Annotated in this window: 27 protein-coding genes; 15 read left to right on the top strand and 12 right to left on the bottom strand. The window is 30.3% G+C overall.

Annotated features, from left to right (window positions below):
* Positions 1–9: 9 nt before the first annotated feature.
* The gene (locus tag N5E64_RS12400) at positions 10–915 is read right to left on the bottom strand and encodes a DUF6268 family outer membrane beta-barrel protein (RefSeq protein WP_280037793.1); all 906 of its coding nucleotides are present in this window, start codon (positions 913–915) and stop codon (positions 10–12) included.
* Between the two features lie 293 nt (positions 916–1,208).
* Between N5E64_RS12400 and N5E64_RS12405 the strand changes: the two genes are divergently transcribed.
* The gene (locus N5E64_RS12405; protein WP_125349320.1) at positions 1,209–1,664 is read left to right on the top strand and encodes a DUF4442 domain-containing protein; all 456 of its coding nucleotides are present in this window, start codon (positions 1,209–1,211) and stop codon (positions 1,662–1,664) included.
* A gap of 353 nt (positions 1,665–2,017) precedes the next feature.
* Here the strand turns inward: N5E64_RS12405 and N5E64_RS12410 are convergent, their stop codons facing one another.
* Positions 2,018–3,499 carry a PLP-dependent aminotransferase family protein gene (locus tag N5E64_RS12410; protein ID WP_280037794.1) on the bottom strand — a complete coding sequence of 494 codons (1,482 nt, stop codon included), beginning with the start codon at positions 3,497–3,499 and terminating at the stop codon, positions 2,018–2,020.
* Positions 3,500–3,586: 87 nt separating this feature from the next.
* Between N5E64_RS12410 and N5E64_RS12415 the strand changes: the two genes are divergently transcribed.
* Both N5E64_RS12415 and N5E64_RS12420 read left to right on the top strand, forming a co-directional pair.
* On the top strand, positions 3,587–5,446 hold the full coding sequence (locus tag N5E64_RS12415) for a TonB-dependent siderophore receptor (RefSeq protein WP_280037795.1): 1,860 nt from the start codon (positions 3,587–3,589) through the stop codon (positions 5,444–5,446).
* 126 nt (positions 5,447–5,572) lie between these two features.
* Positions 5,573–6,559 (top strand): lipoate--protein ligase, encoded by a 987-nt coding sequence (locus N5E64_RS12420; RefSeq protein WP_219035158.1) that lies wholly within the window; start codon positions 5,573–5,575, stop codon positions 6,557–6,559.
* A gap of 413 nt (positions 6,560–6,972) precedes the next feature.
* On the opposite strand, the gene N5E64_RS12425 is transcribed toward N5E64_RS12420, so the two are convergent.
* From N5E64_RS12425 to N5E64_RS12435, 3 genes are all read right to left on the bottom strand, one after another.
* Positions 6,973–7,605 carry a response regulator transcription factor gene (locus N5E64_RS12425; protein ID WP_280037797.1) on the bottom strand — a complete coding sequence of 211 codons (633 nt, stop codon included), beginning with the start codon at positions 7,603–7,605 and terminating at the stop codon, positions 6,973–6,975.
* A 3-nt stretch (positions 7,606–7,608) separates the two neighbouring features.
* A complete protein-coding gene (locus tag N5E64_RS12430; RefSeq protein WP_280037798.1) occupies positions 7,609–9,879 on the bottom strand; it encodes a sensor histidine kinase in 2,271 nt (756 codons plus the stop codon).
* Positions 9,880–10,001: 122 nt separating this feature from the next.
* Entirely contained in the window at positions 10,002–10,595 is a 594-nt protein-coding gene (locus N5E64_RS12435; protein WP_280037800.1) for a hypothetical protein, read from the bottom strand.
* A gap of 288 nt (positions 10,596–10,883) precedes the next feature.
* Between N5E64_RS12435 and N5E64_RS12440 the strand changes: the two genes are divergently transcribed.
* The 5 genes from N5E64_RS12440 to N5E64_RS12460 are packed head-to-tail and all read left to right on the top strand — an operon-like array spanning position 10,884 to position 14,782.
* Positions 10,884–11,921, top strand: a complete 1,038-nt coding sequence (locus tag N5E64_RS12440) for a UDP-glucose--hexose-1-phosphate uridylyltransferase (protein ID WP_280037801.1) — start codon at positions 10,884–10,886, stop codon at positions 11,919–11,921.
* Between the two features lie 3 nt (positions 11,922–11,924).
* The gene (locus tag N5E64_RS12445; RefSeq protein ID WP_280037802.1) at positions 11,925–12,533 is read left to right on the top strand and encodes a galactokinase family protein; all 609 of its coding nucleotides are present in this window, start codon (positions 11,925–11,927) and stop codon (positions 12,531–12,533) included.
* Positions 12,534–12,556: 23 nt separating this feature from the next.
* Entirely contained in the window at positions 12,557–12,856 is a 300-nt protein-coding gene (locus N5E64_RS12450) for a transposase (RefSeq protein WP_225540518.1), read from the top strand.
* Entirely contained in the window at positions 12,853–13,731 is an 879-nt protein-coding gene (locus N5E64_RS12455) for an IS3 family transposase (RefSeq protein ID WP_257467973.1), read from the top strand. Before N5E64_RS12450 ends, N5E64_RS12455 begins: the two co-directional genes overlap by 4 nt.
* A 19-nt stretch (positions 13,732–13,750) precedes the next feature.
* Complete coding sequence (locus tag N5E64_RS12460) at positions 13,751–14,782, top strand: galactose mutarotase (protein WP_280037803.1); 1,032 nt, start codon at positions 13,751–13,753, stop codon at positions 14,780–14,782.
* Between the two features lie 62 nt (positions 14,783–14,844).
* Here N5E64_RS12460 and N5E64_RS12465 read toward each other — a convergent pair whose 3' ends face one another.
* The 6 genes from N5E64_RS12465 to N5E64_RS12490 form a co-directional block, all read right to left on the bottom strand.
* Positions 14,845–15,405: a hypothetical protein gene (locus tag N5E64_RS12465; protein WP_280037804.1), complete on the bottom strand. Its 561-nt coding sequence runs from the start codon at positions 15,403–15,405 to the stop codon at positions 14,845–14,847.
* Positions 15,402–15,584: a YqaE/Pmp3 family membrane protein gene (locus tag N5E64_RS12470; RefSeq protein ID WP_038330492.1), complete on the bottom strand. Its 183-nt coding sequence runs from the start codon at positions 15,582–15,584 to the stop codon at positions 15,402–15,404. Before N5E64_RS12470 ends, N5E64_RS12465 begins: the two co-directional genes overlap by 4 nt.
* Entirely contained in the window at positions 15,581–16,252 is a 672-nt protein-coding gene (locus N5E64_RS12475; protein WP_115000417.1) for an NAD(P)H-binding protein, read from the bottom strand. The genes N5E64_RS12470 and N5E64_RS12475 overlap by 4 nt, the downstream gene beginning before the upstream one ends.
* Positions 16,253–16,255: 3 nt before the next feature.
* Positions 16,256–17,134, bottom strand: coding sequence for a flavin reductase family protein (locus N5E64_RS12480; protein ID WP_038330496.1), 879 nt, complete (start codon positions 17,132–17,134; stop codon positions 16,256–16,258).
* Positions 17,135–17,143: 9 nt separating this feature from the next.
* Entirely contained in the window at positions 17,144–18,112 is a 969-nt protein-coding gene (locus N5E64_RS12485) for a fumarylacetoacetate hydrolase family protein (protein ID WP_280037807.1), read from the bottom strand.
* A gap of 87 nt (positions 18,113–18,199) precedes the next feature.
* The gene (locus tag N5E64_RS12490; protein WP_280037808.1) at positions 18,200–19,075 is read right to left on the bottom strand and encodes a hypothetical protein; all 876 of its coding nucleotides are present in this window, start codon (positions 19,073–19,075) and stop codon (positions 18,200–18,202) included.
* Positions 19,076–19,252: 177 nt separating this feature from the next.
* On the opposite strand from N5E64_RS12490, the gene pepE reads away from it, so the two are divergent.
* The 5 genes from pepE (at position 19,253) to N5E64_RS12515 (ending at position 23,550) form a co-directional block, all read left to right on the top strand.
* Positions 19,253–19,975, top strand: a complete 723-nt coding sequence (pepE, locus tag N5E64_RS12495) for a dipeptidase PepE (RefSeq protein WP_280037809.1) — start codon at positions 19,253–19,255, stop codon at positions 19,973–19,975.
* 43 nt (positions 19,976–20,018) lie between these two features.
* Positions 20,019–20,339, top strand: coding sequence for a hypothetical protein (locus N5E64_RS12500; RefSeq protein ID WP_125349335.1), 321 nt, complete (start codon positions 20,019–20,021; stop codon positions 20,337–20,339).
* On the top strand, positions 20,329–21,036 hold the full coding sequence (locus tag N5E64_RS12505) for a S41 family peptidase (RefSeq protein WP_125349336.1): 708 nt from the start codon (positions 20,329–20,331) through the stop codon (positions 21,034–21,036). Before N5E64_RS12500 ends, N5E64_RS12505 begins: the two co-directional genes overlap by 11 nt.
* A gap of 118 nt (positions 21,037–21,154) precedes the next feature.
* The gene (gene lpdA, locus N5E64_RS12510) at positions 21,155–22,555 is read left to right on the top strand and encodes a dihydrolipoyl dehydrogenase (RefSeq protein ID WP_038331480.1); all 1,401 of its coding nucleotides are present in this window, start codon (positions 21,155–21,157) and stop codon (positions 22,553–22,555) included.
* A gap of 80 nt (positions 22,556–22,635) precedes the next feature.
* Positions 22,636–23,550 carry a tetratricopeptide repeat protein gene (locus N5E64_RS12515; protein WP_052217520.1) on the top strand — a complete coding sequence of 305 codons (915 nt, stop codon included), beginning with the start codon at positions 22,636–22,638 and terminating at the stop codon, positions 23,548–23,550.
* Between the two features lie 6 nt (positions 23,551–23,556).
* Here N5E64_RS12515 and N5E64_RS12520 read toward each other — a convergent pair whose 3' ends face one another.
* On the bottom strand, positions 23,557–24,291 hold the full coding sequence (locus N5E64_RS12520) for a hypothetical protein (protein WP_280037810.1): 735 nt from the start codon (positions 24,289–24,291) through the stop codon (positions 23,557–23,559).
* A 71-nt stretch (positions 24,292–24,362) separates the two neighbouring features.
* Here N5E64_RS12520 and N5E64_RS12525 point away from each other — a divergent pair, with 71 nt between their 5' ends.
* Together N5E64_RS12525 and N5E64_RS12530 are read left to right on the top strand one after the other, a co-directional pair.
* Entirely contained in the window at positions 24,363–25,061 is a 699-nt protein-coding gene (locus tag N5E64_RS12525; RefSeq protein WP_038331486.1) for a pseudouridine synthase, read from the top strand.
* 114 nt (positions 25,062–25,175) lie between these two features.
* Positions 25,176–25,769, top strand: coding sequence for a hypothetical protein (locus N5E64_RS12530; RefSeq protein WP_038331490.1), 594 nt, complete (start codon positions 25,176–25,178; stop codon positions 25,767–25,769).
* The last annotated feature ends 180 nt before the right edge of the window (positions 25,770–25,949 follow it).

Below are 25,949 nucleotides of genomic sequence, written 5' to 3' on the forward strand. Positions count from 1 at the left end.
TTTATGTGATTAAGGTAAGTTCCAACGTAAACTCAACGCTGAATAAAAGGTTGTCGAAAAACGAGGGTCTGCAATATCTTTCTTTCTAAAAAGACTCTTTAAACTTCTTTCATTTTCGGAAAAAGATCGTACCAAAGTCGTTCCTCCTGTTAATTGGAGTTTTAGCGAATTACTCAATTTTATTTCAGGACGTAAACCTGCTACAACTTGCTGATAACCTACTAATAATGATTTGCCTTCTTTGGATCTTTCAGCAACCATTCCACTAAGATTTACCACGCCTTTCAAAGCAAAGTTTGTTGTCATTTGGTAACCTGCTTCTACACCTTCTGGAAAATTAATATTCACATTGAATTTGTCACCTCCAGTTTTCCAATCAAAATAAATTCCTGGTATTACCATAGGAACTCCAAAGTTATTCGATAATACAGGTCCTAACCCTAAAGCTAATTTTGGATTAAAATGTTTAATAAATAAAATACCTCCTTGCCCCAAAATATCATTAGCAGATATATTTTCCATATCAGTATAAATACCTACTGAAGCCATTGTCAAAATAGACCATGAAGAACTAATAGGTGAAAAGTATTGTAAACCAATTTGAGTATTCAACATTTCTGAAGGAAATAATTGTTCTTCATAATTTTTATTGTTCATTCTTGCATACGCAGTACTAAATAGCAAAGACCAGTTGCTATATTTTCCATTTTTCAATTCTTTCGTATATAAAGGAATTTTCAAACTCACTTCTGCTTTTTTGAAATCGCTTTTAGAATCTGTTTTTAAACTATCTATTGGACGTATATAATTGGAAAATGGAACATATTCCATTTTTAATTGACCTCCAATTTTATTTTGTGCATTCAAGAAAGTCGTCAATAAACTAAACGCGGAAATTAAAATGTTTTTTTTCATCTTTTTTTGCCAAAGAGAGGAGTTTTAATAGTAAAAAAATAAATTAATTGACGAATTGCTATTCCTGATTGATATACGGCGATAGAAGAACGATATCATTATTTATTCTAAAGTCGAGAAGAGTTTTTTGATTACTTTTTTGCGTTCTAAATATCGATGAATTACATTTTCTTTTCTTAGTAGAATAAGGCGTAACGAATAAGTAACTTTAGAATTAATTTATTCAATAATTGAAGAAAATCAAATAAAACATTTACTTTTATTATATTAACCCTTTTTGATATAATGAGAATATGAACAAAGAATTTTTTAAAAATATATTGACAACTCAAATTCCGATTGCGTGGATTGCGGGAGTTCGTTTGGAATCGTGGGAAGAAAATAAAGTTTCGACACGAGTAAAATATGGATTCCTTAACCAAAATCCGTTCAAAAGTATGTTTTGGGCAGTGCAAGGAATGGCAGCAGAATTTTCTTCTGGTTTGATGGCAAATGCTAAGATTGCGAAATCAGGTGAAGATATATCGATGTTGGTTTTGGGAATGCAATCGAAGTATTTGAAAAAAGCTATTGGTAAAATTGTGTTTACTTGCGAAGATGGAGAAAAAATAGACGCAGCTATAAAAGAAGCGATCGAAACGAAGAAAGGTGTATCGCTAAATGTGACAAGTAGAGGCGTAGACGAGGAAGGAGATGTTGTTTCAGAATTTCAGTTTACGTGGACATTCAAGTTGAGAGATAAAAAATAATGAAACCAATACTTAAAACATTTTTAATTTCTGTACTATTTAGTTTTATTGTTTCTTTTGTAAGTTGTTTAGTATTATTTCTTCACGAATCCTACAAAAGTTACGGTTCAATTCGTATTGTAAATTTTTCTAGTGTTATGTATTTTATAATTCAGTATTCATTTTTAGTTGTTTTACAGTTGATTATACTTAATTTTTTGGTTGGAATTATGCTAAAAAAATTCAAAATCAGACTATCAAAACAATTTATAATTTATGCTTTTTTAGCGTTGATTTATTTTATAGGAATTAATTATTACATTGATTTTAGATTAATTGTAATTAATCCTACATAAAAATATAAAGGCTGAAATTTATTCAGCTTTTTTTGTGATTTCTTGTTTCAAAATTGAAATTACTTCATCTATTTCTTCAAAATTTAGATGCGCAAATCCAAGGCGAATTCCAGTTTGATGTTGGGTTTGATATAAAATTGTTTGTGGAATAAACAATTCATTTTTTAAACAATTTCGTTTTAATTCCATTAAATTTATAGGTTGATTAAAATTAATCCAAACAGCTAAACCTCCATTTGGACTAGTAAAACTGATAAAATCATTTAATTCCGTTTTCAATTTCTGACAAAAATAATCGCGTCGTTCTCGATAGGTTTTACGATGTTTTTTTAGGATTCGATTTATTTCACCTTCACTAATCATTTCACCTAAAACTTGTTCGATAAATGGATCAACTTGTTGATCAAGAATTGATAAGTGTTTCTTCGCTTCAAGAATTAGATTTTTCGGTGCTACAATAAATCCAATTCGGTAACCTGGTGCAAGGTAATGACCAAATTTTCCAGTATAAAGAACCATTCCATTTTGATCCGAACTTGCCAAAGGTAAAATTGGATGATTGCTGTAATGGAAATCAAAATCGTAATCATCTTCCACAATTGCAAAACCAAATTCCTGCGAAAGTTGTAGTAATTCAACTCTTCTTTGCGAACTTAATGTAACCGTTGTAGGATAATGGTGATGCGGTGTAACGTAAACAATTCGTATCGGAAATTGCTCGCATAATCTTCTTAAATCATCGGTGTCAATTCCAAATTGATCCGTTTTTATTTGTTTGATTTTAGCAAATTGTGTCTGAAAAATCATGTTACTTTTATAGTAACTTAAATTTGCGACAGCGACAAAATCATTTTGTTTTAGTAGAATTTCAGCAATTAAAAAAAGTGAAATTTCCGAACTTCTCGTTACCAAAATATTTTCTTTCGAAATATGTAAACCTCGTGTTAAATTGAGATAATTCGCTAAATTCTTTAAAAAATAATCATTTTTGGAATGATTTACTTTTGAAATTGAAGTTTTTCGTTTTAAAATAGCTGAATATAATTTAGCAGGAAGTTTTAATTCTGCTAACCGATGATCGATTGATCCATCTGTTAAATATAATCGTTGATTAAAATTTTCGTACGGATTATCCAAAAGTATCGATTGTTCAAATTGAAAACCCGTTCTATCAGGATACAAATTGATTGAAAACTGTTTTGGAACAATCGTTTTCTGAAACTGTTGAGAGGCGTGACTCAATACATAACTTCCTCTATTTGGAACGATTTCTATCCAACCTTGAGCTTCAAGTTCCTGAAAACTATTGACAATTGTATTGCGATGAAGTGTTAAAATCTCACTTAATTGCCTCGTTCCAAGTAATTTTGTTCCACTTGGAATATAGCCTAATTGTATAGCTTTAGCCAGTTGATTCGCTAATTGAAGATAAATCGGTGTATCCGAATTGCGTTCGATTTTGATAAAACTTTTGTATGGTATTTCAGCCGGACTATTCATTATCTGTAAACTGGTATATTATGACAGGTCGGAAAGGTACTACTTTCGCATCAGATTTAACTCAATTAATTAAATAATTAGTCAAAAATGAAGAAGATTACTATGGTATTGTGTTTAGCTGCACAAAGTATTTTTGCACAAAATGTGAATGATACCATTGCGATAGGTGAAGTTTCTATTTTAGATAACCGTCTGAATACGCCACTTTCTAAAGAAAATAGAAACATTTATGTATTAAGTAAATCAGAAATTAACAAATTACCTGCACGTTCTTTACAAGATGTGTTGCAGTATGCATCTGGAATAGATTTGCGTCAACGTGGTCCATTCGGAACGCAAGCTGATATCTCGATGGATGGTGGAAGTTTTGAGCAAACATTGATTTTGTTGAATGGTGCAAAAATTATGGATCATCAAACAGCTCATAATGCGCTAAATCTTCCCATTCCACTAGAGGCGATTGACAGAATTGAAGTGGTACGTGGTCCGGCTGCTCGTGTTTATGGAAATAATAGTTTGACAGGTGTGATAAATATTGTCACGCGTCAACCAAAGAAAACGGGCGTTTATGCGAATACCTATTTTGGTACAAATTTTAAGAAAGATAGCGAAGATACAGGCGATACCTACACAAGTAGAGGTGTGCAACTTGGCGCGAATTTGGCAAAAGAAACGCATCAACATCAGTTGTATGTGAGTCACGATTGGGGAAATGGATACCGATACAATACGGCTTACGAGAACAATAAATTGTATTATCAAGGGAATTTTCAGTTTGATGATGCCAATAGTTTAGTTGCTTCGTATGGTTATGTGAAAAATGGATTTGGAGCAAATGGTTTTTATGCATCTCCGGGTGATAAAAATTCGAAAGAATTGGTTGAAACAACTTTAGTTAACATTCAATCAAAGCATCAATTATCGGATCGAATTATCTTAGCGCCACGAGTGAGTTATCGTTACAATTTTGATGATTATCGCTATTATAAAAACGATTTGAGTAAAGCGCGTTCTCTGCATTATTCAAATTCTATTTCGGGAGAAGTAAACTCGACGTATCAATTAAATAAAGGGCAAATTGGAGTAGGAGTTGAGTATCGAAATGAGCAAATTTCATCCACAAGTATCAAAAATCATACACGCGATAATGTTGGCTTTTATGCGGAATATAAGACGGATATTACACCAAAATTGAATGTAAATGTCGGAACATATGTTAACTATAACTCTCAATATGGTTGGCAAGCTTTCCCGGGAGTTGATGCGAGTTATACAGTAAATTCGAACTTGAAATTGATGGTAAATGCAGGTACAAGTCAGCGAATTCCTTCGTTTACAGATTTATATTTAGATCAGCGACCAGGAAATATAGGAAATGCAAATGTAGAATCTGAGAAGGCTTTTCAAACAGAAATTGGACTTAAATACAATAAGAGAAATTGGACGTTTAATGCCTATTATTTTTATCGTTCGATTACAGATTTTATCGATTGGGTACGTTTAACATCTAATGAACCATGGCAAGCACAAAATTTTGGAGATTTGAAAACACACGGATTTAATACGAAGGTTTCGTACTTAGCAAATCTTTCTGCGAATCAAAATTTGAAGTTTTCTTTGAGCTATTCTTATCTTGATCCTGAGTTTAAAAATGTTGATGATCAATACAATTCTAAATATAAAATAGAAAGTTTAAAACATCAGTTAATCAATACAATAGATTATACAATCGGAAGAACTACTTTAAGTTTAGCGAATCGTTATAATACACGTCAATCATATAAATCTTATTGGATTACTGATGCAAGAATTAATCATTCATTCAAAAATAATTTGAGTATTTATTTTGATGCACAAAACATTTTTAATACTACGTATAACGAAGCTGGAGCCATTCCGTTGCCAACAACTTGGATGAGTTTAGGAATTAAATTTACAGGGATTTAGATGATGACAAACATTTAATATTCTCTTTAATAGTTTATATTATAAATGCGATGAGACAACTTTTTTAGGAAAGTTGTCTCTTTTTGATTCCATAAATTTCTTCCTAACTTTGCAAAAATAAATTGTATGATTATCATCGATTCGCCATCTCATGATGCGTATTTCAATATAGCTTTAGAAGAATATTTATTGTACCACTATCCAACAGAAGATATTTTTTTGCTGTATATCAATGCTCCGTCAATAATTGTCGGAAAATTTCAGAATACATTGGCAGAAATTAACTTGGATTATGTGACTGAGAATAATATCAAAGTTGTTCGTCGCATGTCGGGTGGTGGAGCTGTTTATCATGATTTAGGGAACCTAAATTTTTCTTTTCACACATTATTAGGACAGAATGATTTTATGGATTTTTCAACATTTACCGAGCCTATCATCAAATTATTAAATAGTTTGAATGTTCCTGCAAAATTGGAAGGAAGAAACGATTTGTTAGTTGATGGTAAAAAGTTTAGTGGAAATGCAAAATTGGCTCGTAATGGAAAAATGATTCAACACGGAACGATACTTTTTAATTCGGACATGTCAGTTTTAGGCGATGCATTAAAAATTAATCCATTAAAATATGTGGATAAAGCCATCAAATCTAATCGTGCACGTGTGATTAATTTGATCGAATATTTTCCAAATGAAATGACGACGGACGAGTTGAAAGCTTTGTTGATTGATGAAATGTTAGAAACAAATGAAGGAGCGACAATTTATCATTTAACAATCGAAGATTTGAATGGTATTGCGAAATTGATTGAAGAAAAATACCAAACATGGGATTGGAATTTTGGTTTTTCACCAAAATATAATTTCAAAAATGCAAAGAAAATTCCAGCAGGTTTTATTGAAGTTCACTTGGATGTAGAGCGAGGCGGAATAATTGAAAAAGCTAAAATATTTGGTGATTTCTTCGCTTCAGAACCGATTGAAGGTTTAGAAAATAAACTAATTGGTGTTAAACATAACGAAGAAGAAATTACAAAAGTTCTGAATTCTATTGATGTAACAGATTATTTTGGAAAGGTTACAGTAGACGAAATTTTAGAATTATTTCGATAAAATTATAAGCCAAATTTTTATGAAAGTTTGGTTTTTTGATTTCAATTTTACTTCTAGATAAAAAATTCTGTTTCTTCTTAAGAAATTGTTGAATCCTTTCTGGATACTTGTTTTTTTACATTTTAGATGAAAAATCGTTTTGAAAACTTACTTGATCTAATTTTAACCTTCCTATTTCTCAGTTTTTTGCAAAAATAAAGACGGAAGAGCTCACGACTTTTAGTTAATTAGTAATATAAAAAAAATCGCTTAAGTAGAGAACTAAGCGATTTTTCAATAGATGTAGTTAAGGTAATAAGAATTGGTTAGTAATCTTATTTTGGGTTGTTTAGTGGTTGAAATATAGATTGTTATTTCTTTTTCAAAATTGATAAAAATTTTAGAATTAAAATATCCCTATTTATAGGTATTTTTTAAGGTTTTGAAATCAATCCATATTCTATTGCTGATGTGATTGCTGAACTTAAATTTGATGTTTTAAATTTTTCGATCAAATTTTTTCGATGACTATCTACCGTATGTGTACTAATAAATAACTTATCTGCAATTTGTTGTGTTGTTAATCCTTGTGCAGCTTCAATTAAAACCTCTTTTTCGCGACGCGTCAATTTCGGAATCGTATTCAAACCATCTTTTTCTTTTTTACTCATCACATTTTTGGTTTGTGAACAAAGAAATTTCTTTCCATCAAAAATAGAATTAATTCCTTCTAATATTTCGTCAACAGAAGCATTTTTCTGAATATAACCCGAAGCACCTTCTTCCAAACAACTATTAATCACAGCGTATTCATTGTGCACGCTCAACATAATAATGTGCATATCAGGATATTTTTTCTTGAAAGGTTTAATCAATTCAATACTATTGGTGTCCGATAAATTGATATCTAATAAAAGAATATCAATTTCTGTGGTTTTTAAGGCTTCTTGTAATTGTTGAGCCGAAGCATAACAATCAACTACTTGTAAGTTTGGCTGATTACTCAAAATATTTCGCAAACCTTCTAATAATAAAGGATGATCGTCTGTAATTGCTATTTTTATCATAAGTTATATTTTAGGAAATTGGAACTCTATACTTGTTCCTAAATCGATTTCTGAATGTATATTTAATTGTCCTTTTAAAAATTGAATGCGTGATTGAATATTATGTAAACCTGCTGATTTCGTTAGTTTTGTATTATTCATGTCAAAGCCTTTCCCATCATCTTCAACGGTTACAGAATAGTTTGTCTCATCTTCTACAAATTGGATGATAATTTGTGCTGCATTTGCATGTTTAATGGCATTATTTACTAATTCTTGAATGATGCGATAGACCAATAATTGATTTTCTTTGTCAAGAGAATTAGTATAGCTCAAAAATTGAACATCAATATCCAATTGTTCATTTGACATTCGGATTGCATATTCTTTTAAGGCTTCTTCCAAACCATATTTCAACAACAAATCTGGCATTAAATTATGTGCTACACGACGCAATTCATCAACTGCTCCATCTAATTGATGAATGGATTTTGCCATATCCTTTTTAGAATGATTGTCAATTTTATCGTTGAGATGCGTTAATTGAATTTTTGTTCCAGAAAGTAAGCCACCTAAACCGTCATGTAAATCACGTGCAAGACGAGCACGTTCTTGCTCTTGACCATCAAGAAGTGCTGTTAAAGTAGATATTTTAGAATTTTGACGTTCTTGTTCAATTTCCAATTTATACAATTCTTCACGTTGTTTTAGATGTTTGTTGCGTTGTTTTAAGGCATAAAGTAAAAGAGCAAGTAAGGCGATGAAAAAGATAATCGAAAAGATATAATACTTGTTTAATTTATTTTTGAAATTAAGTTCTGTGATATAATTGACCAATTCATCCTTTCTATTTTTATTTTCTAGTTTAGAAAGCCTTAAATTCTGTTCAGAAATAGTTAATTCTTGTGAGCGTTTATCGGATTCTAATCGAGATAACTTTAATTGTTTACGTTGAAAATCTTCACTTAATCTTACATTTTCTAACTCTTGTTCTTGTTGAATTCCTAATGAGTGCATTAGTTGAATTTGTTGCTCTTTTTTCTCAGCTTCTAATTGTAAACGAATCATTTGTTGTTGCTGACGTTCTTTATCAAATTGAGCTTCTAAACGTTTACTGATCTGCGCTTGTTCGTTATCATAAATTTCTTTGTAAGTAGATGTATACAATTTATAATAACGCAAAGCTTCTTTGTAATTCCCTTCACGATCTTCAATATTAGATAAGCTTAAATACAACGAAAGAAGAATATTTTTGTCAGGCATTGTATTCTCGTTGACTTTTATAAGTGAATTGAGTAGATAGCTTTTTGCAGTAGAAACTTCGTTATTCTGCAAAGATAATTCGGCTAAAATACCATTAGCAGCGGCAACGTGATCGGATTGATTATTTTGTTCTCCTATTTCTTTGGCTAAATTGGCATATTTGATAACTTTTCCTTGATAGTTTTTTGGATAAAACTGAAGATATAAATTGGCTAGATTAATAGCAACAAACGACAAATCTGTTGCGGTAGCCATTTCATTTTTTTTTTTATAATACGTATTAATTGCGTTAGAATAATATTTTTCGGCTAAATCTCGTACAAAAATATTCTTTTCATTCTGCATAAATTTTTGTTCATACATGTATCCAATCGACATATAAGAAGTAAAAATTAGATTAGGATTATTTTGTTTAAGCGCTACATCTAAAGCAAGTTTGCTGTACTTTTCTTGTAATTCGTAATCATCCCATCTCGAATAAATTCCAGTCAATTCGTTATAAATAGAACTCATTCGTGTAAGAACAGTTGGCGTAACAGTAGCTTTATCTAGAAATTTAAGCCCATCAATAAAATTTTTTACAGCCTTAGAATCTTCATTGTTTCTTAAATTCAACCATCCTTCACAATATTTAACATATCCTTTTGTTGAATAATCAGTTGTGCGTCCGCTGTAATAAATTGCTTTTTGCAAATTATAGTTTGTTGCACTCAAATTATCATCAATACGATTATTCATTGCAGAAACAGCATGTAAATAAGCAGCATATTTTCCATCACTCAGTTTTTCGGCGCTCGAAATATTTTGTTTCAGAACAGCGAAAGCTTTTTCTTTTTGATTATTAAACAATAAAGCTTGCGCATATTTTCCGGTTATTTCGTATCGTTCAATAGAATTAGGAGCCGTTTTATTATATTGATTCTCAAAATTAATCAGTACTTCCTGTGCATTAGCAATTCCACTAATAGCGCATAAAATAATGACTATAAGTTGAAAAAAAAGAGTTTTTAAAGCACTGTTACTTTTTAACATATTGTGATGTTGAGTTTATTTGAGCTAATATAATGTCTTTTGTAGAATCAAAGAAACTAAAACAATCCGAAGACTGTTTTAGTTTGTACATAAGTTGAGGTAGGTTAGGATATAGGTTATTGTTATTTCTTAAAGTTAATATGAACGTCGAAAAATTCACCCTTTTGAAGAATTTCGTCTAAATTTCGATCAATAATTAAAGCAATATGTACTTGATCGTTGTCGTAAATATTCCAATCCATTTCAGCGTCATATTGATAAACACCTTTTAATGTCCATTTGTAAATATCCCAATTTCCAGACGTTCCAATTTTATCCACACGTTTTTCATTATTTGAAACATAATATAAATATTGATGTCCATCATACGATAAAAACGGATAATATATGACTTGGTTTTTCTCTGCAGCAAAACCACTACCAGATTCAAAATACGGAATGCTTTCTATCTTTATTCCTTCTTGAAAATTAACATCAGCCGAACTATCAGTCACTAATGCTTGTGCAGCGTAAAACAGATTTTTCTTTTCTTGATAAGGTTTATTTAGATATTCAATACTAAATTCTTCAGGACGAAGCGTAATTGTTTGATCAGCTTTATCAATATTAAATGTTTGATTTCCTTGCTTTATTATAATATTATTAGTTGTATATTCTTGTGCATTTCCAAAAGAAGCCAAAAGACTACAAACCATTAGAACCATTATTTTTTTCATCTACTTTTCTATTTTGATACAGCTAAATTATCTCGAAAATTCTTCAAAAAACTCACTATAATTATTGAATTTATGATCTTCTCAGAAAAATATATAAAAAGTTAATTCTAAAAATTTCAATAATAATAGAAACGATATCATATTATTGATTTATAAGTAAAATTTTATTTCAAAATTCTTTCTAACAAGCATATTTACTAGATATGGTGAGAGTAAGAACTCTTGTATTTACTTTATATTTTTAATTTAAATTGATAACTTTCAGTTTTATTAAAAGTAATTCTTCATATGCTAAATTTTGAACAACCACATTTAAGAACAAACATACTTACAGGAGAAAAAATATTAGTTTCTCCTCATCGAAGTAAAAGACCTTGGCAAGGTCAGGTAGAAGATATTCACGAAGAACAAAGACAACAATATGATGAAACATGTTATTTGTGTCCTGGAAATAAACGTGCCGAAGGACAAATAAATCCTAATTATTCGGATAGTTTTGTTTTTACGAATGATTTTTCTGCCTTATTAGATTCTACTGAAGAAGAAACTTACAATGAAAACAATCTCTTGAAAGCTGAAGCCGAAAAAGGAATTTGTAAAGTAATTGCATTCTCACCTCGTCATGATTTAACGCTTCCTGAATTGGAAGTTGATGAAATCAAAGAAGTGGTTGATGTTTGGCAAAAAGAATTTTCAGAATTATCTAAAAATGAATGGATTAAATATATTCAGATTTTCGAAAATAAAGGTGCAATTATGGGATGTAGTAATCCGCATCCGCATGGTCAAATTTGGTCACAACAATCACTACCTTCAGAAATTGTAAAAGAAACGAAGCAACAAAAAGAGTATTTTGAGAAAAACGGAAAATCTCTGTTAACAGCTTATTGGCAACAAGAAGAAAAGGAGGCGACTCGTGTTGTTATTAATAATGAACATTTTATCGTTGTCGTTCCTTTTTGGGCAGCTTGGCCGTATGAAACGCTTGTTATTAGTAAAAGACATATGCAAGATATTTCACAATTTACAGAAGAAGAAAAAAAAGATTTAGCCAAAACATTAAAAGAATTAACAACCCGCTACGATAATATTTTTAAAATATCTTTTCCATATTCGGCTGGTATGCATCAAGCGCCAGTGAATACTGATGAGGTCGATTTTTGGCATTGGCATATGCATTTCTACCCACCTTTATTACGTTCTGCAACTGTCAAAAAATTTATGGTTGGATATGAAATGTTAGGAAATCCTCAACGTGATATTACACCAGAATTTGCAGTAGAAGTTATTAGAAATCAATCCACAAAACATTATAAAACCATTTAAAAAATGATTGCAAAAGAAACTATTATTCAAGCTTTTAAAGAACAATTTAATCAAGAGCCAACTATTGTTGTAAAATCTCCAGGTCGAATTAATATTATTGGAGAACATACCGATTATAACCAAGGTTTTGTGATGCCTGCCGCGATTGATCAATATATTTATGTTGCAGTTAGTGTACGAAATGATGAAGAATTACATTTATATTCGTCTGATTATGAAGAAAACTATCAAACAGCTTTAAATCAAGATTTGAGTAATGCGCCAGATTGGTCAAAATATATTATTGGTGTAAGTGAAATTATTCAAACTAAAACATCTAAAATAAAAGGTTTTAATGCTTATGTAGTTGGTGATGTTCCTTTGGGAGCTGGACTTTCTTCGTCTGCGGCTTTTTCTAGCGCAATTGGTTTTGCTTTGAACGAATTATTTCAAATCGGGCTTTCTCGCGTTGATTTGGCAAAAGTTGGTCAGCAAACAGAACATGATTATGTTGGTGTAAAATGTGGAATTATGGATCAATTTGCTTCTATTATGGGTAAAGATAATCACGCTATTCAATTAGATTGTCGCGATTTATCTGGATATACTAACTTAGTTGGGAGTAAAAGTTAAGCATAAAACCTTAATTTTAATATATGAAAAGAATCCGTAAAATTTATCCAAGCGATTTTAAACTCCAAGCGGTTGAATTAAGTTTTGAGCGAAAAAACATATCAGAATTAGCCAGAGAATTGGGTATAACAGTTAGTTTACTATATAAATGGCGCAAAGAATATGCTGAATTTGGTACAGGAAGTTTTCCAGGTAAAGGAAATCTTAAACTCACTGCAGAGCAGGAAAAAATTCACGATTTAGAGCGAAAACTGAAGGATGCTGAACTTGAACGAGACATCCTAAAAAAGGCGATCAGCATTTTTTCCAAGAGCGGTCGTTGAAATATCAATTCATCAAAAATCATGAAATTATTTATCCGATTGAAAAAATGTGTAAAGTTTTAAAAATCAGTCAAAGCAGTTATTTTAGATGGAAAAAGTGTCCGTTTTCTGTTAGATTTCATAAAAAAGAAGAGCTGAAACAACGTATTTTAACGATTTATTTTGATTCAAAGCAACGTTACGGTAGTCCAAGAATTACAGCAGAATTAAATAATTTAGGATTTAAAATATCTCGAATTACAGTTTCAAAATACATGAGAGAACTTGGAATTAGAAGTAAATTGAGCAAGAAATTTAAAATCACAACAGATTCTAAACATAATTATTTGGTTGTAGAAAATATTCTTGATAGAGATTTCGAAAGCACTAAACCTGCCCAAAAATGGGTTTCTGACATCACTTACATCAGAACAATTGAAGGATTTTTGTATTTAACAATTGTTCTTGATTTGTACGATCGCAAGGTTATTGGTTGGAGTTTGTACGATGAAATGAGCACTGAAAAAACAAGTTTATCAGCCTGGAAAGTCGCTTTAGCAAACAGAAAGATAGAAAAAGGATTGATTTTTCATTCAGATCGAGGAGTTCAATATGCCAACAATAAATTTGCTAATATGCTAGAATCTCATCATGTTATTAGAAGTATGTCGCGTAAAGGAAATTGCTGGGATAACGCTGTGGCAGAGAGTTTCTTTAAAACACTGAAAACAGAATTGATTTATGGAAATAAACTCATAAATAAACAACAAATGGAATTGGAAATATTTCAATACATCGAAATATTTTACAATAAAAAAAGAAGGCATAGTGCCTTAAATTATAAAACGATTGAAGAATTTAATCAACAAAAAATTAGTTATAAAAATGTAGCTTAACTAATACTCCTATTTTTGTTTGCATATCCATTTTACACACGAAAATCAATTTATCGATCTTTATACGATAAGTAATTCGAATGGAATGACTGTTCAATTCACTAATTTAGGTGCGCGTATTGTTAGTTTGATTGTTCCTGATTCTGAAAATAATCTAACTGATGTTGTAATCGGAATGCAAACTGCGGAAGAATATCTTTCGAAAGATGAACCTTATTATGGAACTATTATTGGACCTTTTACGGGACGAATTTCGAATGCTCAGTTTAAAATTAAAGATAAAACCTATCAATTAATTAAGAATAATGGAGAAAATACATTGCATGGTGGTCATAAAGGACTTCATTTTGCCATTTGGTCAACTTCTTTAGAAGAAAATAAAATCATTTTTCGTTATCAATATCCTCATTTGGAAGAAGGTTTTCCTGGACCAATTCATTTTGAAGTTCATTATACCTTAACAGAAAAAAACGAATTAATTCTTGAGTATTTTGGGGATTCAGAAAATGATACCATTATTAATTTGACAAATCATTCATATTTCAATCTAAATGGAGCAGGAAATGGGACGATTTTAGAACATAATTTACAGATTAATTCAAGTCAAATTACAACGCTTAATGCGGATTATTCGCTAAGTGGAGATTTCTTAAAAGTTGAAAATTCACCTTTTGATTTTAGAAATTTTAAAAAGGTTGGAGAATCTATAAATGATAATCATGAACAATTGATTTTTGGAAATGGTTATGATCACTTTTATGTTTTAAAGCAAACATTTGATGAAACGTTGAATCATGCAGTAACTTTAAAGGGAAACCTTTCTGGAATTGAATTAAATGTTTATACAACTGCGCAAGGTGTTTTGTTGTATACAGGGAATTTTATGTCTGATAAAGTTACATTGAAAAATGAAACGACAGATGGTTTTAGAACAGCTTTGTGTTTAGAAACGCAGAATTTTTCTGATTCAATAAATCAACCAAATTTTCCTCAAAAGATTTACAATTCAGAAGAAAAATATTATTCAAAAACAGTTTTTGAATTTAGTTAAAAAAAACATTTATAATATAAGAGAAATCTACATTTCTATGATCTAGATTCTCTTATATTACTTCAATTCTGAGAGAAAACAATGTAATTACCCGCTAATTTATCTTTATCAATATCATATAAATGCAATTCAATTTCTTGTCGAAGTTTTTCCAATTCTTTTAGTTCAATTAATATTGAGGTTTGAAAAATAACTTCTGACAATTGAGTTTTTTCTGAGAAATTTATAAAAATAAGTTCTCCAAGTTCTACATTATTATCTTTTTTGACATGCTCAATTGCGAAATCTAATTTATAATAATGATTAGAAGTATATTTAGTTTGATAAAGTCCAAAATCTCTATTATAACTAATTGTTTTATTATTGATAATAATATTCTCTTTTCCATAAATATTCCACAAAAAATATCGAATAATAAAATAGAAAATAAGGAAACTAATTATAGAAATTGGAATAATAAAATCTTGCGGCTCCGAATCAATAATTGTGATTAAACTAATCGGAATTGAAATCATCAATAAAATGCAAAAGAACAAAAAGAATTTTCTCCTTTTAGAAGGATTAATTTCTAAAGTGACGTACAAGTTAATGTTATCTTTTGCTATTTTATATTGATTTATCATCTATTCAATTCTTTTATTCTTGCTTTATTTCGGCTATCAAGGAGTGATGCAACAGCCCAAATTGCTGCGGGCAACCATCCAATTAAGGTAATTTGTAAGATTAAGCAAATAACGCCTTGTATTATTTTTCCTCTTAAAATGAATGATAACCAAGGTAGGAGTACGGCTAATATGATCATTGTGTTGTATTTATCGAATTAATTATTTCGTTGTAATGTAAAATTGAAACTTTATTTGATGTTGAATGCAAATCATTTTCAATAAGTGATTGAGCAACTTTTTCAGCTTCAATTGATTTATATTTAGATAAGTTTCCTCGTAAAAATATATTAATCAAAGGAAAAACTTTTGCACTGATATTCTCAGCTAAACGATATTCCGTTCGATTGCCAATTAACAAAGATGGACGATACAAGAACAATTGTTTGATAGTATTCTTTTGCAAAGTTTCTTCGGCTTCGCCTTTCATTTTTAAATAAAAATTAGACGAGTTCGCATTTGCACCAACTGCCGAAATATAATGAAACTTAGTTAGTCCTTTTTGACTCCCAAGCTTTGCAAACTGATTCGGAATATCGACTTCAATTTTATGATAAGCATCTAAATCAGGCGTCTTTTTTCGAGTTGTTCCCAAACATGAAAAAATAGAATCAATCTGCTCAATTTCATCTAAATTAATTTCTGAATTAAAGTCAGTTACGATTTCAATTAACTTTGGGTGATTGATTTGTTGAGGTTTTCGAACAATTGCGACAATAGTAGCATAATCAGGATGATTGAATAACTTTTCTAAGAGAAGAGAGCCAATTAAACCTGAGCTTCCTAAAACCAATGCAGTTTTGTTCATCGTCTAAATTTTCATCAACAACCAATACCACGCACCATTTACATCTCCTTGTTCCAAAAGTTTTGCTGCAACTTGATGACGAACCTCTGCAGATTTAAATTTCTTAATATCTAATCGTTGCGTCAATTGTTCTTTGAAATTACGAATCATTTCATTAGTTGGTAATTTTTCCACATTCCCTAATTGACCTAAATTATTGCCTGTTAAATAATTAGAATGCTTCACTTCATCAGGAAGTTGATCTATTCCCAAACCAATTGTGCGCGTAGGTTTTTCGACTTCGAAGATAGATTCCGGAATAACTCGGCAATAATAATCACCACCCATGCGAGCAACTAAATCCAAATCATAAGGCGAAACTTTATCATTTTCATCTAATAAATCCTCTTGCACATGCATGCGCACAATTTCTGCAATCACCAAATTAGCTGCACCTGGTTGATCTGTAACAGAAATTACTTCACGCACTTTACATTCAAATTGAATCGGAGACTCTGCTACACGAGGCGGTTTTACCAACTCTGAAGGTAATTCTGTAAAACCTGCTTTCTCAAATTCATTTACACCTTTTGGATATTCCACACTTGCCAACGATTGTTGCTGAACCATGTTATAATTGACAATATTAATCACACATTCTGGGTGTTCCCAAATGTTTTCTAATGTATGTTTTGTCGATCCATCTCTCATTTTTCGAAGTGGAGAAAACACGCAAATAGGTGGATTTTGTCCCATCATATTGAAGAATGAAAACGGACTCAAATTCACATTTCCATCTTTATCTACCGTACTTGCAAAGCAAATAGGACGTGGGGAAATGGCGTGTTTGAAAATGTCATCAAATTGACTTGTATTTGGCTCAAAAGATTTTGTATGTTGCATAAGTTGAGTTTATTGGGTGTAAAGATGAACAGAATTTACTAATTTTCCTAATCCTGTAACAGACATTTCGATGGTATCATTTGGTTGTAACCATTGTTCTTGATAAGCTGGATTCTGACGTTTTCCAGTGCCATTCAATTCAAGAAAACAACCTGTACCAACAGTTCCAGATCCTATAATATCACCAGGATAAAGTTTTACACCATATGAAATACGTTCAATAATTTCGGCGAAAGTCCAATGCATATCTTTGAAATTTCCACGAGAAACTTCAATATTATTGACTGAACAAGACATTTCTAAATCATAACAATTTCCGATATGTCCTTCTTTAGGCTCAACTTTGTATTTTTCGATTTCGGTTGGTGTGACTAAATATGGACCAAACATCGAAGCGAAATCTTTTCCTTTTGCTGGACCAAGATTCAGTTTCATCTCTTCCATTTGTAACGCACGTGCGCTCAAATCATTCAAAACCATAAAACCACCAATATATTCATCTGCATGTTCTGCTTTTATATTGATACCTTCTTTTTTGATGACAATAGCTACTTCAAGTTCAAAATCCATTCGATCAAAATGTTTTTCCATTGCAACTATTTTTCCTGGACCTTGAATAGCTTGATGATTAGAAAAATAGAATACAGGAAACTGATCAAATTCTGGAATCATATCCAAACCTCTATTCAAGCGTGAAGTTTCTACATGTTGGCGAAAAGCATACGCATCTCTAAAACTTGCTGGATGAGGTATTGGAGCCAAAATTTGTGGTCCTTTTATAATAGCTTTTTTATATTCACCACGTGAAATTTCGTTTGTAATCTGTTGACAGATTAATAGTGAAAACTCGTCATCTGCTAAGATTTCGATTAGAGTAGTGGGTAAGTTGTGATTAATTTTTGTCAAATCATAGATAGCATCTTGCCAAACAAGACCTGCTTTTTCTTGTTGATTTTCTAAGAAAGTAACGAATTTCATTATTTGTTGTTTGAGAGGTGAAGATACGAAGATGATTTTAATGTTGAAATAAGTGAAGAAAAAAAGAGAAAATTTATAGCACTTATTTTATTTATTCATAATAGAATCCATTTTCAACGTTAACTTATCAGCACCTTTTGCATTTAGATGATCTGAATTTTTGAAATCTTTTTTATTGAAATTTTTATTATTAATAAAATAATCGATGAAAACGACATTATCGTATTTCGATAAGCGATTAATATTATTTTTTAAGTTGAAATATTGAGGTGTATTTATGACATAATTTTTATACAAATTGGTTGTAGGAGTAGCCAATAGAACAATTTTTATATCATTTGATTTTGCTTGTTTTATAATTTGTTCTAAATCATAAAAATGTGTTTTTATAATATGTTGTACTTGATTTGAATTCAAATTTGCACGATGTCTTTCAAACGTTTTTTTAGCGTAAATACTATCATTCCAACTTGGTTCGTATCGCTTTTTTATATAACCATTAGTATCTATTGTTAAATTATTTTTATCCTGAATCCAATAATCTTTTATTCGATTATAATTAACATCAACAGGTTCTGAAAAAATTTCGTAATTAAGATTTAACTCGTTATTATTTATATCAACATTCCAATAAATGGAATAATATTTTAACTTTTTTTGGTTAAAATCATTCAATTGTTTTGTAAACGAAAAATACGAAATGGGAATAATAATGGTTTTTAAATTGGGTAAATATTTTCGATTTTGTTCAAAAACTTTATAATCTAAATCCAATGATTGAGCAGAATGCGCAGCATTAAAAGTCTTATTGGTAAATAATTTTGGATTGAGCCCTGTAAAAGTATGTGAACTTCCAAGAATCAAAGTTTCTATTTGTTTTCCATTTTCTTTTAAATAATCTGCTTTGTATTTGTAATCGTTGGGAATTTTTCGAAGTGTTTGTTCTATTCCAATTATTATCATAATGACAACTATGAATAAAGGTATTATGAAGCGTACTATTTTTTTCATGCAGAACTAAAAATCTTGAAATTCCATTTTTTAGAATTGCACAAAAGTAATCTAATTCGGTATAATTTTTTGTCAATTTTTTACCTACTTTCTTATTTTAAACTTACTTTTGAGTTAAAATTCAATAACATGATAAACCCAAATGATAGACTATTAGTGATAAGTACGAGTACTATTCACGGCTATAGTTTTTTAGAATATATAAAAGATGAAATCAAAGAATTTATTCAATCTGATGAAATTATTTTTGTTCCTTATGCGCGACCTTCGGGAATTTCGTATGATGAATATACGCAAAATGTAAAAGATGCTTTGCAAACGGTTGGGGTTTCTGTAAAAAGTTTGCATACTTTCGAGAATAAGAAAGAAGCAATTTTGCATGCGAAAGCGATTTTTATTGGAGGAGGAAATACATTTTTATTACTAAAAACGTTGTATGAACTTGGTTTGGTCGAAGAGTTGAGAAGTGCTGTACATAACGGAACGCCATATATTGGTACAAGTGCTGGAAGTAATTTGACAGGTTTAACAATTGGAACAACAAATGATATGCCGATTGTTTATCCGCCAAGTTTTGATGCGTTACAATTTTTACCTTTTAATATTAATCCGCATTACTTGGATCCTGATCCAAATTCTACACATAAAGGTGAAACAAGAGAAACTCGTATCAATGAATTTCACAAGTTTAATCATCAAGTTGTTGTTGGATTGAGAGAAGGAAGTTGGCTTCGTGTAGAAAATGGAGTAGTGGAATTGAAAGGAAAATTATCGGCCCGAATTTTTAGACAGAGCGAACAACCAATTGAAATTGAATCTGGTATTTTAGAGGAAAAAGTTTATAGTATTTAAAAATCATTTATCTTTAAATTTCACAATATGAATTTAGAGAACAATGAGGATAAATAAATTTTCTTTTATTTTTTTGATCCTTTTTACATTTGGTTGTAAAGAAAAGATCGTTAGTGAATCATCAGTTTCAGAGATTCCATCTGATTATGAAGAATTATTTTCTGTCATGAAAAAAGGCTTTATCGATAGAGATAAAATTGATTGGGAGAATTTGGAGAAAAAAGTAATCGAGAAAACTAAAATATCGAAAGATTCGGCGATTGTAGAGGCAATTACTTTATTAGGAAATAATCATACACATTATCTTACGAAAGATAAAGTGTTATTAACAGGTCGTTTTCCGAAAGCAAAAGTTGAAAGATAAAGTGTTATTAACAGGTCGTTTTCCGAAAGCAAAAGTTGATAGCGCTTGTTTGTTAAAAGTAGAAGATAATAATAAGTTAACTAAAATTCCTGACGTTGCGTATATTAGGATTAAGCGTCATGGGTACAATAAAACAATAAGTGATAAAGACTATATTTTCAATAATCTGAAAATTATTTCTGAACAAGCAAATTCTAATTATTGGATTATCGATTTGAGAGATAATACGGGAGGTTCTAATTGGGTAATGATAACATCTTTATTACCATTTTTTGAAGATAATGTATTAGGATATTCTAAAATTAATAATGATGATATTCCTTGGTCAAAAAAAGATGGATATTTTTTTAATGGAGTTAATAATTTATCAAAAGGATATATTAATTATCCGATAATAAATACAATTCATCCAAGGAAAATTTATGTTTTGATTAATCATAGGACAAGTAGTGCGGGCGAAGCTACATTAATTACGTTAAAATCACTTTCGAATGTGAAAGTTCTAGGTAAGAAAACGATGGGAGCAGCTACTATGAATACGAATACAAAATTGTCTAATGGCGATATGCATAATTTAACAGCTGGATATATGATGGATGCTAAAAAGAACATTTATCCATATGGAATTGAGCCAGATTATGAATTGTGCACAGAAGATGAAATTTTAAACTTTATCAAATCAGATATTAAAGAATAGCTTATTTTTCCCAATTTCCTAACAAAATTCATTACAATTTTATAACGAAAATCTATTCGATATTGGTTATATTTGTAGAGTTTAAATTAATTATAATAATAAATCAAAATAAAACTATATGAGTTCTTATGATGTAGCCGTAATTGGTGCTGGACCTGGAGGATATGTTGCAGCTATTCGCGCAGCGCAATTAGGATTTAAAACAGCAATTATCGAGAAAGAAAGTTTAGGAGGTACATGTCTTAACGTAGGATGTATTCCGTCAAAAGCTTTATTAGATTCTTCTCACCACTATTACGATGCTGTAAATCACTTTAAAGAGCACGGAATCGAAATCGATGCTCCAAAGGTAAACTTCACTCAAATGATTGCTCGCAAGGTAGGTGTTGTAGATACTAACGTAGCTGGTATCAAATACTTGATGAGTAAAAATAATATTGATGTTTTAGAAGGAACAGGTGCTTTTAAAGACGCAACTCATATTGTTGTAACTGCTAAAGACGGTTCTACTCAAGAAATTGAAGCTAAAAATACAATTATTGCAACAGGATCAGTTTCATCTGAATTACCATTTGCGCCAACAGATAAAACTCGTATCATCACTTCTACAGAAGCATTAGCTTTAACAGAAGTTCCAAAACACTTAATCGTTATCGGTGGTGGTGTTATCGGATTAGAGTTAGGATCTGTTTATTTACGTTTAGGTTCTCAAGTAACAGTTGTAGAATATGCAGACCGCGTTATTCCAGGGATGGACGGTGCTTTGTCTAAAGAATTGACAAAAGTATTGAAAAAACAAGGAATGAAATTCCACACTTCTACAGGTGTAACTTCTGTTGTAAATAACGGAAATGATGTTACATTAAAAGCGACTTCTAAAAAAGGAGAAGAAATTGAAATTAACGGAGATTACGCTTTAGTAGCAGTTGGTCGTCGTGCTTTCACAGGATCTTTAGGTTTAGAAAACGTAGGAGTAGAGGTTGACGAAAGAGGTCGTATCAAAACAAACGATCACTTACAAACTAATGTTTCTAACATTTATGCGATTGGTGACGTTGTTGCTGGTGCAATGTTAGCACATAAAGCAGAAGAAGAAGGTGTTTTAGTTGCTGAGCAATTAGCAGGTCAAAAACCTCATATCAACTATAACTTAATTCCTGGTGTTGTTTATACTTGGCCTGAAGTTGCAGGAGTTGGTAAAACAGAAGAGCAATTAAAAGAAGAAGGAGTAGAATACAAAGTTGGTTCTTTCCCATTCAAAGCTTTAGGACGTGCTCGTGCATCTATGGATACAGATGGTTTTGCTAAAATTTTAGCTGATAAAAACACAGACGAAATCTTAGGAATGCATATTATTGGTGCTCGTGCTGCTGATTTAATTGCAGAAGGAGTTGTAGCAATGGAATTCCGTGCATCTGCTGAGGATTTAACAAGAATGTCTCATGCTCACCCAACATTCTCAGAGGCGATCAAAGAAGCTGCTTTAGCTGCTACAGACAATCGTCCAATTCACGCTTAATAAATAGATTTAAGATAAATTCTAAAAAGCTGTTCGTAAGAGCAGCTTTTTTTGTTATTTTTAAGCATTAATTCCAAAAAATGAAATATTTAAAAAGTCTATTTGTTCTGATTTCTCTTACTGCTTCTACATTTTCTTTAGCTTGTTTAAATGGAGAGAGTAAAATACTTTCTACAGATTCTTATATTTATGAAGATAGAGAAGGTAATATTCCGCATGGACACACGTTTTATACAGAGAATTTGGATAATGATTTAAAGAAAATTGATAGTTTGTTTGCTGTAAAACCTGACGCTGATTTACTTAGTGATAAGGGCTTGATTTTGATTTTACAAGGGAAATATCAACAAGCGATAGACTTGTATTTAGAAGTCGAAAAAAAATATCCAAACAGATATTCTACAGCTTCTAATATTGGAACGGCTTATGAACTGATTGGTGATAATGAAAATGCTTTAAAATGGATTTCTAAAGCTTTGGTTTTAAATCCAGATTCGCATAATAAATCAGAATGGATTCATCAAAATATTCTAAAAATTAGGTTGAAACAATTACAATTATCAAGTGAAAGTTTGATTAATAGAGATTTTGGAAATGAAGATTTTCCAGTTTCAACATTAAGTAAAGAAGATTTGAATAGTCTAAAAAATCAGCTTTATTTTCAATTGAATGAAAGACGTTCCTTTATTCAACCAAAAGATGAAATAATGGCTCAATTATTATTTGATTATGGTAATATTCTTTTATTATTAGGAGAGAAGGAAGCAAAAGATGTTTATGAAATAGCCAAACAATACGGATTTTCAAACGAATTAATTGACAGAAGAATAGAGGAATCAAAATCAATAAAATCTTATTCATCATCTAATAGTAATGAAGAAAGTTCGTTAAAAAAATTCTTTCAGAAAAATTGGGATACAATATTAATTACTGTTTTATCAATAATAATTTTCTTTTTTGTGTTTAAAGCAAAAGAACGAAAGAGAAGAAATTAGTTTTCCTTAAAAATAAATAGGATTTGGATAAATGAATTCATAATTAAATTCATCTTGTATTTTTTGACTTGAAATTATTTTTCCTTCTCGATTTGTAGCGGAAATAATTTCCTTGTTTAATTGATATTCTAACACTTCTTCTTTGGTAGGATGTTTTGGTGCAACAACATTATAAATTGATGAATTTTTATTTGAATTAATCAAGTTCTCAATCACTTGACAAATATCTAGATAATGTATATGATTCACCATTTGAGATAGATTTTGACTATATAAATCTATATATTTAGAAAGAAATCTATCGTCTCCCATTAATCCACCTAAGCGTAAAATAATCAATTGATTGAACTTTTCTTTTAATTGATTTTCAATTGAATAATAAGGGTTGTTTAAATAAAAAGTTTCAATTGAATTTTCAGAAATAATTTCATTATTTTCAGAATAAATTGCTGTTGAACTAAGCAGAATAAGTTGATTATTATAATCTCCTAAAAAGTCAATTAAATGCTGAAATCTTTTCTGTAAATCGTCTAAATTATTTCTTCTTCCAAATGGAATTGTCACAATAACAAAATCATAATTGTGTTTAATTTTTTCAGATTTGTAATGATCAAAATCGATTGAAAAACAATTTTCTGCATCCGAAATTCGTTTCGTAGTTTCAATCAAAAATTGCTTTTCTAAATACTTTTCTAATCTTGATCCCAACCAACCTTTTCCAATAATCAATCCTTTTTTCATTCAATTTTATTAAGCAATAAATATAATACTGTTCTATTTTCTAACCGAAAATAACTTTCTATTTTTGCCAAATGTTAGAAATTCTTTATCAAGACGAATATATTATTGCCATTAACAAACCAAGTGGATTGTTGGTTCACAAATCTTTTTATGCGCGTGATGCATCTGTTTTTGCGGTTCAGGAATTACGCAATCAAATCGGTGGGCAACATGTTTATCCTATTCATCGTTTGGATCGTAAAACGTCAGGAGTTTTGCTCTTTGCTTTAGATAAAGAAAGTTTAAAAATTATGAATGATCGTTTTGCAACACGCGAAGTTGAGAAAAAATACTTGGCTATTTTGCGTGGTTGGTCGCCAGAAGAAATGACGATAGACTATGATTTGACGAATGATGATGGTGTAAAGCAAAATGCAATTACCTATTTTCATCGTTTACAAACGGCAGAAATTGATTTAGAATATAACAATCATCCGACTTCACGTTATTGTTTGGTAGAAGCAATTCCCGAAACTGGTCGTATGCATCAGTTGCGCAAGCATTTTCGTCATATTTTTCATCCAATTTTGGGAAGTCGTCCGCATGGATGTAACAAGCAAAATAAATTGTGGTTAGAGAATTTTGGATTGAAAGGAATGATGCTTCACGCGCATGAACTAGTGTTTAATCATCCAATTACAAATGAACAACTTGTTTTGAATGCAAAGGTAAATGAAGAATTTTCTAAAGTTGGAGATATTCTTGGGTTAGATTTAGAAAAATATAAATAATCTTAATTAATATTTCTCAATTTATCATTTATATTAAATTTATAATTCAGAACGTTAAATAATTGAAATTGAGAATAATGTTTCATAAATTAGTAGAACCAAATATTCTTGCTTATGAAACATTATTTTTACTCATTTTTTACTTTATTTCTTTTATTTAATTGTTCAGAAAATAAACCTGAAATTAAAAAGCTCACTCAACAAGAATTAACAGAAACAACAGAATTTAAAGAAGCTTCACCCGAAAAAAAACAATTATTTTCTGAACTTACAGCTTTTCAGAAAGATTTACAAAGTAAGCAAGCTCAGAAAATTCCAGATTATTTGGATTGTCCAAAACGTATCGAAGAATTGGATTTGAATACTAAAAATACAGCGATTCGTACTGATGTTGAGGCAAATTCATTTCGATTATCGACAAATTTAGTTACAGATAATTTTGATTTGATTTACAATGAATTAGATTTGAATATTATTAATGAAGCAATAAAATCTATTCCAGAAACGGATTTATTGGCAAATGATAATGTATCGACAAATGTAAAAATTGGTGAATGCGATTATCATACTTCAATTTTGATGAAAAACAAAGAAGTCGAATTTAATATTAAATCTTCGACACCAAAAAATGAATGTAAAAAAGATCAAAAATGGAAATTTGTTTCGAATGGAGAAATTCTTGTTTTAGATCATCGAAAAATGTTATAATAATAAAAAAAGAAGTTCAAATTTTGAACTTTTTTTTAATTTGTATAATAGTTATTATTCTCTAAAAAATTATAACCCAAATCATAATATTGTATTGGTTCATTTTTAAACTTTATTTGAAAGCGTTGATGATCCGTTTCCAATGATTCTAAACTTTTTGGGTTAAAATATTTGTGCTCA

This window comes from Empedobacter sp. GD03739 (genome assembly GCF_029843245.1).
GTDB classification, from domain to species: Bacteria; Bacteroidota; Bacteroidia; order Flavobacteriales; family Weeksellaceae; genus Empedobacter; species Empedobacter falsenii_B.